Source organism: Humibacter ginsengiterrae, from assembly GCF_054780115.1.
In genome coordinates, this window is record NZ_BAAGWY010000022.1 from 1 (window position 1) to 13287 (window position 13287).

13 protein-coding genes are annotated in these 13287 nt (G+C 67.7%); 8 read left to right on the forward strand and 5 right to left on the reverse strand.

Features of this window, described 5'->3' with window-relative positions; translation table 11 throughout:
* The first annotated feature begins 405 nt into the window (after nt 1–405).
* The 4 genes from ACYVII_RS17980 (at nt 406) to ACYVII_RS17995 (ending at nt 5539) form a co-directional block, all read left to right on the forward strand.
* The gene (locus ACYVII_RS17980; RefSeq protein WP_460537686.1) at nt 406–1083 is read left to right on the forward strand and encodes a GNAT family N-acetyltransferase; all 678 of its coding nucleotides are present in this window, start codon (nt 406–408) and stop codon (nt 1081–1083) included.
* A 123-nt stretch (nt 1084–1206) separates the two neighbouring features.
* Nucleotides 1207–2070 carry a MurR/RpiR family transcriptional regulator gene (locus ACYVII_RS17985; protein WP_460537688.1) on the forward strand — a complete coding sequence of 288 codons (864 nt, stop codon included), beginning with the start codon at nt 1207–1209 and terminating at the stop codon, nt 2068–2070.
* 28 nt (nt 2071–2098) lie between these two features.
* Nucleotides 2099–2890, forward strand: a complete 792-nt coding sequence (locus ACYVII_RS17990; RefSeq protein WP_460537690.1) for a serine hydrolase — start codon at nt 2099–2101, stop codon at nt 2888–2890.
* Nucleotides 2891–2944: 54 nt separating this feature from the next.
* Nucleotides 2945–5539: a PKD domain-containing protein gene (locus ACYVII_RS17995; protein WP_460537692.1), complete on the forward strand. Its 2595-nt coding sequence runs from the start codon at nt 2945–2947 to the stop codon at nt 5537–5539.
* Between the two features lie 117 nt (nt 5540–5656).
* Here ACYVII_RS17995 and ACYVII_RS18000 read toward each other — a convergent pair whose 3' ends face one another.
* From ACYVII_RS18000 to ACYVII_RS18010, 3 genes are read right to left on the reverse strand one after another with little or no spacing between them, the layout of a single operon-like run.
* Nucleotides 5657–6073 carry a hypothetical protein gene (locus tag ACYVII_RS18000; RefSeq protein ID WP_460537694.1) on the reverse strand — a complete coding sequence of 139 codons (417 nt, stop codon included), beginning with the start codon at nt 6071–6073 and terminating at the stop codon, nt 5657–5659.
* On the reverse strand, nt 6063–6527 hold the full coding sequence (locus tag ACYVII_RS18005) for a YybH family protein (protein ID WP_460537696.1): 465 nt from the start codon (nt 6525–6527) through the stop codon (nt 6063–6065). Before ACYVII_RS18005 ends, ACYVII_RS18000 begins: the two co-directional genes overlap by 11 nt.
* Before the next feature lie 45 nt (nt 6528–6572).
* Nucleotides 6573–7772 (reverse strand): NAD(P)/FAD-dependent oxidoreductase, encoded by a 1200-nt coding sequence (locus ACYVII_RS18010; protein ID WP_460537698.1) that lies wholly within the window; start codon nt 7770–7772, stop codon nt 6573–6575.
* A 200-nt stretch (nt 7773–7972) separates the two neighbouring features.
* Between ACYVII_RS18010 and sigJ the strand changes: the two genes are divergently transcribed.
* The gene (gene sigJ, locus ACYVII_RS18015; RefSeq protein ID WP_460537699.1) at nt 7973–8899 is read left to right on the forward strand and encodes a sigma-70 family RNA polymerase sigma factor family protein; all 927 of its coding nucleotides are present in this window, start codon (nt 7973–7975) and stop codon (nt 8897–8899) included.
* Nucleotides 8900–8918: 19 nt separating this feature from the next.
* Here the strand turns inward: sigJ and ACYVII_RS18020 are convergent, their stop codons facing one another.
* Entirely contained in the window at nt 8919–10028 is a 1110-nt protein-coding gene (locus tag ACYVII_RS18020; protein ID WP_460537701.1) for a dipeptide epimerase, read from the reverse strand.
* Between the two features lie 101 nt (nt 10029–10129).
* On the opposite strand from ACYVII_RS18020, the gene ACYVII_RS18025 reads away from it, so the two are divergent.
* Entirely contained in the window at nt 10130–10447 is a 318-nt protein-coding gene (locus ACYVII_RS18025) for a hypothetical protein (RefSeq protein ID WP_460537702.1), read from the forward strand.
* Nucleotides 10448–10511: 64 nt separating this feature from the next.
* Nucleotides 10512–11918: an aspartate aminotransferase family protein gene (locus ACYVII_RS18030; RefSeq protein WP_460537703.1), complete on the forward strand. Its 1407-nt coding sequence runs from the start codon at nt 10512–10514 to the stop codon at nt 11916–11918.
* 350 nt (nt 11919–12268) lie between these two features.
* On the opposite strand, the gene ACYVII_RS18035 is transcribed toward ACYVII_RS18030, so the two are convergent.
* Complete coding sequence (locus ACYVII_RS18035; protein WP_460537705.1) at nt 12269–12430, reverse strand: hypothetical protein; 162 nt, start codon at nt 12428–12430, stop codon at nt 12269–12271.
* Between ACYVII_RS18035 and ACYVII_RS18040 the strand changes: the two genes are divergently transcribed.
* Nucleotides 12425–13174: a DUF559 domain-containing protein gene (locus ACYVII_RS18040; protein WP_460537707.1), complete on the forward strand. Its 750-nt coding sequence runs from the start codon at nt 12425–12427 to the stop codon at nt 13172–13174. The genes ACYVII_RS18035 and ACYVII_RS18040 overlap by 6 nt on opposite strands.
* Nucleotides 13175–13287: the final 113 nt, after the last annotated feature.

Below are 13287 nucleotides of genomic sequence, written 5' to 3' on the forward strand. Positions count from 1 at the left end.
CGGCAGCAGAAACAGCTGATCCAGATCCCCGGAACGCACATTCACACCCACACCTAATTATCCCCTGACCAGGGAATAAACCGGCTCGACTCACCGAAACGAGACCCAGATTCATGCGACAGCCTGCCCTGTGCTGGTACCACCATCACTACGTCGACACCGGAGGCTGGGCCATCAAGATGATCCACGGCGCACCACACGTCCGAGCACCAGCATGGATCGACCCCACCGGGCAATGGCGACCCACCGGCGACCCGCGCATACGGCGACGACAGTAGGACCGAGGATCGGGTCGAACGCGAACACGAACGCGAACACGTCAGGACGGGCAGTGCACGCGCACGTTTCGTAATCTTCGGGCGACGAAAGGCCGAAGAGCCGGCGGTCCTGACTAGCGTGGTCGAGGTGAAGATCGAGGACGTCTGGCCGCTGTTCGGGCTGCGGCTTCGCACGCCTCGCCTCGAGTTGCGTCCCGTGCGCGACGATGACCTTCCCGCTCTGGTCGAAAGCGCTCTTGCTGGCATCCACGATCCCGAAAGGATGCCGTTCGGGGTGCCCTGGACGGATGCCGAGCCCGAAGAGCTCGCCAGGTCTTTCGCCGAATATCACTGGCGCAACCGGGTCAACACAAGAGCCGATCGCTGGGGGATCCAGTTCGCCGTGTTCCATGGCGGGCGTCCGATCGGAATTCAGGAGCTCCATGCCCGCGATTTCGCGGTTCTGCGGACCGTGGAGAGTGGATCATGGCTCACCCGTGCACACCAGGGTGTCGGACTCGGGACAGAGATGCGGGCAGGTCTCCTGATGTTCGCCTTCGACATCCTGCATGCAGAGTGGGCGCAGTCGAGCGCCGCCGAATGGAATCGCGCATCGCTCGGAGTCTCCGACCGACTCGGCTACGCCCGGAATGGCGTCAACCGCGTCCAATCGCGCCCGGGTGAGATCACCAACGAGATCCGGCTGCGGCTCCATCGTGACGCATTCGCGCGACCGGACTGGCGACTGGCGGCCGACGGAGTCGAAGCGGCCTTGCGACAACTTGGGGTCGAGGAGCGCGGCAACGCTGGAGACCAACCACACTGACGCCGTGGCGATGCGAGACCTGCAGCGCAAAAGGGGTCGACGCGCGCCCGCCGGATGGATATCATCGCCATCGGTGAGCCCGAACATGAAAATCATTGACATCCCTTGCGGATGTGCCCGGCCATGAGCATCCAGTCGAGCATCCAGGCGCTGACGGATGGCTACCCACCGTCGATGAAGCGCATCGCCGAGGTGATCGTTGCGCGGCCGCAGGCCGTGCTCGAACTCACCATCACGGAGCTCGCCCGGCTCTGCGAGACGTCGGAGACCACGCTCGTGCGATTCGCCAGAACGCTCGGATTCGCCGGATACGCCGCGCTCAAGTTGCAGATGGCGGCCGAGCTCGCCGCCGAGACCGCGCAACTCGGTGCGGAGAGCAGCTACGGATCCGACATCGCCCCCACCGACACTCTCGCCGAGACCGTGGCGAAGATCAGCGGGTCGGAGCTGTTCGGCATCCGTGAGACCGCGGCAAGCCTCGACCTCGACGCGCTGCAGAAGGTGATCGACGCGGTCTCCGCGGCCCAGCGCACCATCGCGTTCGGCGTGGCGGCCAGCAATATGGGTGCCCGCGACCTCAGGGAGAAGCTGCTGCGCATCGGACGCGTCGCACTCGGATTCACGGATGCCCACGACGCGGTCAGCTCAGCATCGCTGCTCGGTCCGCACGATGTCGTGATCGGGCTGTCGCACGGCGGCCAGACCCGGGAGGTGTGCGAACTGCTGCGGGTCGCGCACGACGGAGGGGCGACGACTGTGGCGATCACGAACGTTCCCGACTCGCCCGTCACCCGCGACGCCGACCTCGTGCTGACGACATCCGTGCGCGAGACCACGTTCCGTTCTGGCGCGATGGCCAGTCGCATCGCCCAGCTCACCATCGTCGACTACATCTTCGTCGGCGTCGCCCGCACCACCTACGAGGCGAGCGTTCAGGCGCTTAAGACCAGCCGCGAGAGCCTCACCCGGCTGCGCGGAGACCGGTGACGAGGATGTGCGTGGCGCGGAGGATGCCGTGAGCCCGGTAGTGACACGGGCGAGCGACGGTACGCCGCTCGTCGCGTACGCACTGCTCGACGAACACGGGCGGATGCTCGCATCCCGTAGCCCGCGCACCGCGTTCTATGCGGCATCCACTGTGAAACTCGGTGTGATGCTCGCCGCGGTCATCGCGGCAGAGCGGGGTGAACTGAGCCTGGACGACACGCTCGAGTGCCGTCGCGAGTTCGAGTGCGCGAATGCGGATGGCGTCACTCAGGCTTTCCGCCTCCAGCCGGAAGACAGCGACCCCGAGTTTCCTGCGGACGGCGAAGAGGCGAGCATCCGTGACCTGGTAACGATGATGATCACCCGCTCGTCGAACGAGGCGACGAACGTGCTGTTCGACCGGCTCGGGCCGGCGCCGATCGCCGAGGCGTTCCGGCTCTGCTGCGCTCCCGACACGCGCATGGAGCGCAGGATCGGCGACCCGTGCGCGATGCGCTCCGGCCTCACCAACGAGGCGACTCCGGCCGATCTTGCCGCGATCATGCGCCGCATCGTCGCCAGCGGACTGACCACTCGCACCAACGCGGACTGGATGCGCGGTGTGCTGGAGGCGCAGGAGCATCCGCGCATCGGATCGATCGTTCCCGATGGAACGCCGTGGGGCTCCAAATCGGGAGACGTGCCCGGCGTCGAACACGACGTCGCGTTCGTTGGATCCGCCGGGGCCCGGCGCTTCCTCGCGATCTGCACCAGGGGCTACGAGCCGGAGCAGGGACGCGAGGTCATCCGAGCGATCGCGGACGCACTGCTGGGCGGATAGAACTTCGTTCCGGCCCATCGGGTGGTCGGAATCTCCCAAAGGAGGGATGACAAAGTGGCACACGCACACGACACAGGTCTCGGCTCCGGCCCAGGAGACGCTCCACCGCCGAGGCGCAGGCGTGGGCGCTGGGCCGCCCTGGCACTGCCTGCGGCGCTGATCGCGACGTTTGCGCTGGCGCAACCGGCCTTCGCCGACACCGCATCGACGGATGCCGCAACGGCCGTCACGATGACGACCGCGTCGCAGGCATCCACTGCAGACAACAGCGCGCTGCGCGCCAAGATCGCCGGCATCGCACTCAGTCAGGTCGGAAGAGGCGACAACCCGGTGGTGACCGGATTCGGCGGCCTCAACTGCAACCCATACACCACCATGGTGGCGGGGTTCTCCGCCAACTCGAACGGCTGCGGATACGACTCGACGTTCAACGTCCGCAACTCGAACGAGAACTGGTGCGCGGACTTCGCCAAGTGGGTGTGGCAGCAGGCCGGAGTGACGCAGGACATGAACACCATCAACGCCGCGGCATCCAGCTTCGTGCAGTGGGCGCTCGACGACGGTCAGAACCCGGTGGCGGACTCGGGCACTCCACAGGTGGGCGACGCCGTCGTGTTCTTCCACGCCGGCGCCATATCCCCGGCGCGCTACGCCGACCACGTCGGACTGATCGTCGCGGTGAACGCCGACGGCACCGTCGACATGGTCAACGGCGACTTCAGCAGCTCCACCAACGTGAAGGTCGAGCACGACACCAACCTCAACCTGACGACCTTCGCGCACAACACGTGGAGCTCCGGCGAGGTGTGGGCGCTCGTCTCCCCGCCGACGGCGGCGCAGCACGCGAACCCGCAGGCATCCATCTCGGGTCCCGACACGGCGGTAGTCAGCACGGATGCCGTCTATCACGCCAGCGGCACTGAGGCAGGCGGCTCGATCACCGGGTACTACTGGACGTTCGGCGACGGGCGCGCGACCAACAGCAACGGCGCGGATGTGACGCACACGTTCGCGACGCCCGGCATGCACACCATCACGGTGACCGCGACCTCCAGCTTCGGCACCATCTCGACCATCACCAAGAACGTGAACGTGGTGGGCGCATCCGCGAGCGTCGCAGCTGTGGCGTCCACGGACACGTGGTACTCCAGCTATCCCGTCTCGTACTACAGGTTCGTGCGGGCCGGCGATGGCCTCGCGGCGGACGTGTGGGATGGCGCCAGCTGGCTCGAGCTGCAGGCGGCAGGCACGCCGGCATCCAGCGGAGCGATCGCCGCGCTGTCGTACATCGACCCCGAGGTGGACTCCGCGACGACACCGCACGCGTACTACCGGGCGCAGGACGGCTCGCTGGCCGAGTCGTACCTCGCCGGGAACGGATGGGTGAGCAAGGACCTTCCGGGCACGCCCGCCGAAGGAGCCGACGTCGTCGCTGTGTACACGGCATCCGGACCCGAGGTGTTCTTCGTGGATGCGAACGGCTACCTGAACGAGACGAGCGAGAGCTCGAGCACGTGGTCGACCAGCCCGCTGACGGACTTCGCCGTGAACCCCGCGCCGCTCGCGCTGAGCGAGACGGCGAGCGGACCGACGCTGTTCGCGGTCGGTCACAACGGCAAGCTCACGACGATCTCGCAGTCAGGAAGCGACTGGCCTGCGGTGCCCTCGAAGGTGGGCGTGTCGAAGGATGCGACGCTGTCGGCGGTCACGACTCCCGAGGGCGTCGCGAGCGTAGTCGTCAACGGTGCGTTGGGCGTGAGCGGTGACGGTGGGCGTGCGTTGGCTCAGGTCACCGAGAGGTCGCGAGGTGCATGGAACGTCGCCACCCTTCCCGGAGGCCCTGCCGCCGGCGCCATCTCCGCGTCGACGTACGAGTTGCCGAGCGCGGTGTCCGGCCCGATCGGGAACTTCCCGAACCCGCCGGGAACGCTCGTGGACGGACCGGCTCAGCCGCTCGGAACGGTCGTCGCCTACCTGGGCGCCGACGGGCATCCCGCGGTGACGTACAACGACGGTTCGGGCTGGCAGACCGCGGCGCTTCCCGGCACGGTCACCGGCGTCACGGGCATCGCAGCCGAGCCGATCGCACACCAGCCGCTGCAGGTGTACCTCGACACGGCATCCGGTCCCGCGATGGACACCACGGGTGACACGGCACCGCCGAGCGGCCCGTGGACCACGCAGGCTCTGCCGAAGACGCCGGCGACGTTCGCCGACCGGGTGCTCGTGTACTCGGCCGGGTCGGGCGACCTATCCGCGGCGCAGGCTGCGGCGGCCGCCGCCGGTCTGCCGTCGAGCCAGGTGACCACCTCGTTCCAGGTCGCATGGGCGGCGACGCTCTCCGGCAACCACTTCGTGGTCGCGGTGGGCCAGGCGGCGCTGAACGCGCTCGAGTACAACACGTGCGGGTGGACGAACCCCTCCGCCGTCGATCCGGGCAGCACGCCCTTCGACTACGTGACCCGTCTGCTCGACGTGCTTCCGGGACCCGACCTGTTCATGAACGGGGCGGCGGCGACAGCGTCGCAGACGCAGGAGCGCGCGACCGACATCGCGTACTACGCGGTGCACGGCACGCTGCCCACCGGGGAGACCACGGTTCCGGCCGCGGCCCGCTCGTCGCGCACGTGCCTCGGCTCGGCGAGCTGAGGCCGAACGGACCGATCCGCAGCGGGTCGAAGAGCCTTCACCGGCCCTTCGGCCCGCTGCCCATCTGCCGGGCAAGTGCGGTGGCTCACCTGACGCCGCGCCAACCCACCGAACACGTCACCCGCGCTCACTGTGCCGCTCCGATCGATCGAGCGGCAGCATCCAGACCGCGATGAACTGCACGAGCACCGCCGCGACGATCATGACGCCGAGCGGGATGTGCAGCCACAGCGGCCCGTGCATTCCCGCGTAGTACTGCAGCGTTTCTGCCGCCGCCAGTACTGCCGACGAGATCAGCGGCCAGAGCACGTGCAGCCGTCGCCACACCACGATCGCGATGACCAGTTGGGCGTAGCCGATGCCCGTGACCAGGTTCGCTCCGGCCTCGTGCATCGACAGCGCATCGAAATCGCCCGACAAGTAGACCCCGGCGAACACGGGCTGGCCCATGATCACCACCAGGTGCAGGCTCACGATGGAGCGCAGCACCCACCCGGCCGGCCGCGTAGCCGGCAGCACCGAGTCACGGCTCAAGGTCGGTCACGCCCCTACCCGTGCCGATGTCGAACGGCACGGAAGCCTGGTCGTGCACGATCAGCCATGCGCCATCGATGCGGCGGAGGCAGAACGTGGCGCGCACCCACATTCCCTCGACGACGGAGCCGTCCAACAGCGTTCCGCCGAGCCGACCGAACCCGTGCGCAAATGCCACGTCGTCGCCGACGATGACATGAAGGTCGCGTACCTCGTAGTTCAGCCGGGCGAAGACGGAGAATGCGCGCTCCCAGTTGCGCATCTTCGCTGCTCGTCCCACATGCTGCAGGGGCGGTTCGACATCGAAGGAGACGACGTCGTCCGAGTAGTGGCGAGCGAGGGCATCAAGATCTTTGGCACCCAGCAGTTCGATCAGCCGGTCGATGTGCCGGCGGATATCCGCGACGGCCTCCTCGTCGCGCGGCTTCAGCAGGGTCTTGTCGCGAGAATCCATGGGTCTGTCCTTTCGTGTGCGACTGGTCGTCAACGGATCGGTCGTTCAGGTACGGTTCGCATCGACACGCGCCGGCATCGCGGATGCCGCGTCTCCGGTCGGCCGGGGACCGCCCTTCGGCCACGGCACGGATCCCGGCTTACGTGCCTCGACGCCGATCTTCCACAATCCGAGCCGGCTGGTGAGCTCCTTGTACGCCGCGGTCAGCGGGCCTGTGGTGTGCAGCCGCATCGGGCTGTCATCCTTGTGCGCGAACTGGCGAACGGCCGCACGCCGGCCGAGGCTGACGCACGATCCAGTGAGAGCGAGGTCGACCGGTCGGGGCTGCTCGCCGGCGATGCGGCTGAGCACGGTGTTCGCGGCCTGCTGCCCGAGAGGGCCGGCCGCCTGGCAGCTCATTCGGTACGGCATGCCCGAAGGGGATGCCGCATCACCGGTCGCGACGATCCGCTCGTCGTCGACACTCGTCAGCGTCTCATCGGTACGAAGGCGGTCGCGGTCGTCGGTGGTGATCCCGCTCTCGGCCGCCAACTGCGGCGCCGCGAATCCGGCGGCCCAGATCGTGACGGCACTGGGGCGCACACTGCCGTCCGCGAACGACACGGCGTCGGCAGTCACAGTCGCCACCTTCTGTCCCTCGAGCACCGTGACGTCGTGCCGGCGCAGCCACCCCGCGATGTATCGGCGGCTTCCCTCGCCGAGCGCAGGTGCGAGCCTGCCTCCGCAGACCAGCGTGACCGAACGGCCCAGTCCCGCCAGTTCGGCCGCGGTCTCGATGCCGGTCAGACCGCCGCCCACGACGGTGATCGGCGCATCCTCCGGCAGACGCGCCAGGGTGCTGCGCAGCACCCTGGCGGACTCGAAATCGGCGACCGGCACGGCGAATTCCCTCGCACCGGGGATGCTGGGCGGCACCGGAGCCAGGCTCCCGACCGCATAGATCGCGTAGTCGTAGTCCAGGCTGTGACCGGAGGCGAGCCGAAGCACGCGGGAAGCTGCTTCGATGCGCGTCACCCGGTCGACGACCAGCCTGATGCAGTCCGCCAGGAGCGGCGCCAGCGGCAACGTCGCATCCGCCGTGCCCGCGGCGAGCTGATGCAACCGCACACGCTCGATGAAGTCGGCGCGCGGATTGACGACGGTGATGTCGACGTCGTCTCGGAGGCGGAGGTGGTTGGCGGCGACGGCCCCGGCGTAGCCGGCGCCGATGACGACGACCCTGCTGCGAGCATGAGGTGTGCGCATCGGAGATCCTTTCTCGTGGGCGGGAGACGGGCATCCACCCGCGGACGGCGTCTCACTAGAGCGACAGTGCATGACCCGGAAACGTCAGGCGCGGCATCCGCCGCCGAAGCACCTGACATTCCGAGCGGCTGCGCAGTCAGTTCTTGGAGGAGGCCGCCGAGGGGATCTCCGGCAGAATGCGTTCGAGAAGGGACACAATCATGAGCGACGAGTCCGGCTCGGATGACCGGGGCGACACCGTCGAGGTCATCGAGCGCTCGCGGCGTCGCCTGATCAATCTCGCGTATCGCATGCTCGGGTCGCTCGCCGACGCCGAAGACGTGGTGCAGGAGACGTACGTGCGCTGGTACACGATGTCGCGCACCGAGCAGGGGGCCATCGAGACTCCGGATGCCTGGCTCACCACGGTTGCGAGCCGCCTCTGCCTGAATGTGCTCCGCTCGGCTCGTGTGCGGCGCGAGACCTACGTGGGGGAGTGGATTCCTGAGCCGGTGCCGGAGTCCGATGTGTGGTCGGAGAGTCGCTCCCTGGGCGTCGGTACCGACCCCGCTGATCGCATCACACTCGACGAGTCGATCAACATGGCGTTCCTCGTGGTGCTGGAGTCGATGACGCCTGCCGAACGGGTGGCGTTCATCCTGCACGATGTCTTCTGCTACTCGTTCGCCGAGGTCGGGGAGATCGTGGGACGCACCCCGGGAGCGTGCCGACAGCTCGCATCGTCGGCACGGCGTCGCATTCGCGAATCGCGTACGCCCGCGACTCCGTCTGCACAGCAGGCCGGCATCATCCGGGAGTTCAAGGAGGCGTGGGAGGCGGGCGACATCGACTCGCTCGTCGGGCTGCTCGCGCCCGATGTCACGGCCACCAGCGACGGCGGAGGCCGAGTGAGCACCCTGCTGCACCCGGTCGTGGGAGCGGACAAGATCGTGGATGCCTTCGTACGGCTGAAGAACGTGTTCGGTGACCTGACGATTCTGGAGCGCACAGTCAACGGCCAGCCAGGGCTCATCGCACAGCGCGAGGGGGTGACCGTGTCGGTCTACGCGTTCGAACTCGAGGGCGCGCTGATCAAGCACATCTGGACGATCCGCAACCCGGAGAAGCTCCGCTCCTGGAGGGAGTGACGGTCCCGCGGCGCTGGGGCTAATGCAGCCCGCGGATGCCCAGCCCGGGCTCGGCGGACATCGTCACGGTCTCGCCGTGGTACCCGATGCCGCCCTGCACGGGCGACTCACTCAGCCACAGTCCGGCGTCGAGGTCGTGCGCGGTCGTGGATCCGGACCGCCCGTCGATCACGGCAGCGACGACGCTCGCGGCCGCGATGCCGACGTGGCTCTCCATCATGCAGCCGACGATCGCCGACATCCCCGCGCGTTCCGCGAGGTCGAGCACGACTAGCGCCTCCCGGATGCCGCCGGTCTTCGCCAGCTTGATGTTCACCATGTCCGAGGCCCGCCGCGCGATCGCCTCGCGAGCGTCGCGCGTGGTCCACACGCTCTCGTCCGCGAGCACTGGTGTCTCGACGTGCGCGGTCACGAAGGCGAGGCCCTCGAGGTCGTCCCGGTCCACCGGCTGTTCGACGAGCTCGACAGCGAGTCCGGCATCCTCCCACGCCCGGATCACGTCGATCGCTCGTTGGGGCGCCCAGGCCTGGTTGGCGTCCGCGCGCAGCGTGACCTCGTCGCCGACGGCATCCCGCACTGCCCGCATCGCGGCCACATCGTCGCTGCCGGCGCCGACCTTGAGTTTGAGTGTGCCGAAACCGGCGTCGCGATGCCGTACGGCCGTCTCGACAAGGCCTGGTATGCCGTCGTCGCTCGGGATCGCGGAAAGCGTCATGTCGGTGCGCACGGTCGGCGAGGATGCCCCGAGCAGCGCATGCAATGGGAGTCCCGCCGCCTGCGCCGCCAGGTCGTAGATCGCGCAGTCCACCGCCATCCGAGCGGCCGAGTTGCGCACGACCGCGCGGTCCAGGGCGAGACTGGCCTCGGCTGCGGCATCCGCCGTGCCGTCGACGGGCATCCCGAGCACCGCGTCGCGCAGCGGGCCCTCGACCGCTGCGGTGACGCTCGCCGGGCTCTCGCCCGTGACGCGCCAGCTCGTCGGCGCTTCGCCCCATCCGCTGCCTCCGTCGCTGTCGACGACCTCGATCAGCAGCGCCTCGATCTGCGTCGCCGTGCGCACCGCCGTCACGAAGGGGCGGACCAGCGGGACGGTGGTGCGGTGCAGCCGGACGTCGGCGATGGTGGTCATGCGATCAATCCTTCACGCCGAGGCCCGCAGCTGTCACCCAGATTCGGCTGGATGCCTGGCATACCGCCCGCGTTGCCCTCCTCGGAGACGCGGCATCGTCGGTGTCGTTGTTCGGCGATGGATCGTCCCTCGCGATCGTCGGAGCGAGCACGCTCGCGGATGCCGTGGCCAGGCATCCGGACGACTCCGCATCCGCGTTCGCCGAGTACGAGCGACGGCACCGCGTGCTCGTGATGCCGAAGCAGAGGCTCGTGCGCCGCAGCGCGTCGATGCTGGTGCCGAAGACCGCCTCGGGCCTGGCCTTGCGCAATCTCGTGCTGCGCGGCATCCAGGGGTACCAGTCGCTGCGGCACCCGTCGCAAAACCGCCGCGAATCGGCCGATTCGTCCGTGCGGGATGCTTCGCGGCACCCGTCGTGAACAGAATGGGGAGACGCATCGCCGCCGCCCGGAATCGCGGCGCGCGACGGAAAGGCAGGGCACGATGACGAGCACTGAGACACTGACGAGCGCGCAACCCGCTCTCGACGACGCGAGCCTGCAGGCGAAGGCCCGCGACCACCTGTGGATGCACTTCGCCCGGCAGTCCGTCATGGAAGACGGCCCCGGTGTGCCGATCATCGTGCGCGGCGAGGGCCACCGGGTGTGGGACATCCACGGCAAGGAATACATCGACGGCCTGGCCGGGCTGTTCACCGTCAACGCCGGTCACGGACGCAAACGCCTTGCGGATGTCGCAGCCCGGCAGGCCGAGCAGCTCGCGTTCTTCCCGATCTGGTCGTACGCGCATCCGTCGGCCATCGAGCTCGCGGACCGGCTGGCAGGCTATGCACCCGGCGACCTCAACCGCGTGTTCTTCACGACGGGCGGCGGCGAGGCAGTGGAGACCGCGTTCAAGCTCGCGAAGTACTACTGGAAGCTGCGCGGCAAGCCCACGAAGCACAAGGTGATCTCGCGCGCGATCGCGTACCACGGCACGACGCAGGGCGCGCTCGCGCTGACCGGCATCCCCGAGATGAAGGCCATGTTCGAGCCGCTCACCCCCGGCGGGTTCCGGGTGCCGAACACGAACTTCTACCGGGCACCCGAGCACGGTGACGACCTCGAGGCCTTCGGGCAGTGGGCGGCGGATCGCATCGCCGAGATGATCGAGTTCGAAGGGCCCGACACGGTCGCCGCGGTGTTCCTGGAGCCGGTGCAGAACGCCGGCGGATGCTTCCCGCCGCCTCCCGGATACTTCCAGCGCGTTCGCGAGATCTGCGACGAGTACGACGTGCTGCTGGTCAGCGACGAGGTGATCTGCGCCTTCGGTCGAATCGGCCAGTGGTTCGCGTGCGACGAATACGGCTACGTGCCCGACATGATCACGTGCGCGAAGGCCATGACGAGCGGATACTCACCCATCGGGGCCTGCATCGTCAGCGACAAGGTGTACGAGCCGTTCAAGCACGCCGAGGCATCCTTCCCGCACGGATACACGTTCGGCGGGCATCCGGTCTCAGCCGCGGTGGCGCTGGAGAACCTCGACATCTTCGAGGAGGAGAAGCTCAACGAGCACGTTCGCGAGAACTCGCCGCTGTTCCGGGCCGAGCTGGAGACCCTGCTCGACTTGCCGATCGTCGGCGACGTGCGCGGCGCGGGGTACTTCTTCGGCATCGAGCTCGTGAAAGACAAGGCGACGAAGGAGACGTTCGACGACGAGGAGTCGGAGCGGCTCTTGCGCGGATTCCTGTCCAAGGCGCTGTTCGACGCGGGGCTGTACTGCCGGGCGGATGACCGTGGAGACCCGGTCATCCAGCTGTCGCCGCCGCTCACCATCGGTCCCTCCGAGTTCGGCCAGATCCGCGACATCCTGCGCGGCGTGCTGACGGAGGCCTCCGCCCGGATGTAGTGCGGTGCCCAGAACCTCCCGTTCAGGTCGCAGTTTCTGTTGCTTCAAGCAGCTTGAGACGACAAAAACTGCGACCTGAGTCGCGTCCACCTGGACCGCGACGTGCGCCAACTCGTTCAGGTCGCAGTTTCTGTCGTCAGTGATGCTGGATGACGACAAAAACTGCGACCTGAGTCGGGATGGCTCCCCGAGGCGACTCCGTCACCCCTTGTGGACAACGCTCAACGTTTGTGGACGCCCGGTTGGAGTCATCCGCCATATGCCACGTTGTGACGATGAAACCTCCACGATCACTACCGGCCGACTTGCCAACGCGGTTCAGCGTCGCGGAGGCAAGCCGACTCGGCGTTTCACCCGGGCGGCTCCGTCATCGTGAGCTTGAGCGACCCTTTCATCGCGTTCGTTCGCTGGGAAGCGAGCCCCTGGTCGATGAGGACGAGGAGATCGACCCATACGAACTCCAGCGACGTTCGCGCGTGATGCGTGCCCGCGAGTACTTGCCACGCATGCACGAGAACCACTTCTTCTGCAAAGACACGGCGGTTTCTGCCTGGGGAGGCCCGCTTCCGCTGGTCCTCACGGAGTCCGGCGATCCCGCCATCGGAGAGGACCTACCGCTTCACGTCGGCGCGTTCGGCGAAGCCGCGCTGCCGCGTGCGCAGGGTGTGACGCGACATCGGGCACAGGCGCACATGACCTCGGTGCGCGAAGTCGACGGGCTCCGCGTGACCTCGCCCGCCTCGACCTGGGCCAGCATGGGAACTCTCGCCCTGCCGGACCTCATCGCACTCGGTGACTACTTCTGCCGGGTTTGGCGTACGGGATTCGGTCGTCCCCATCCGGGTAAGCCACCGTTGGCGACGCGTGAGCAATTGCGAGCCGCACTCGCTGCGGGCCGCCGTCGGGGTGCCGCACGATTGCGTGAAGCGCTCGAGCTTATCCGGGAGGATTCCTGGTCGCCGCGCGAAGCGCACGTTCGCTTCGAACTCGTAAGCCGCGGTCTACCCGAACCGGAACTGAACGTCGATGTGTACGACGCTTCCGGCAGGTTCATCGGATGCGTGGACATGCTGTACCGGCAACAGCGGGTGATTGTGGAGTATCACGGTGAGGTTCATCGCTCGACCTGGGCGGCGGACGTCGAGCGCATCGCGGCGCTACGGGCGGCAGGATGGACCGTCATCGAGGTCACGGCACCACTGCTCCGGGACCCCGACCGGTTGGCGCGTCGCGTCGCCGAGGCTCTCGGCTGCTGAAGCTCGGCGCCCCCGATTGTGATGCTCAGGTCGCAGTTTCTGTCGCCATGATGCGCCGAAAGCGACAAGAACTGCGACGTGAACGGGAAGACGGAGGCCTGTGCGGAACGGAT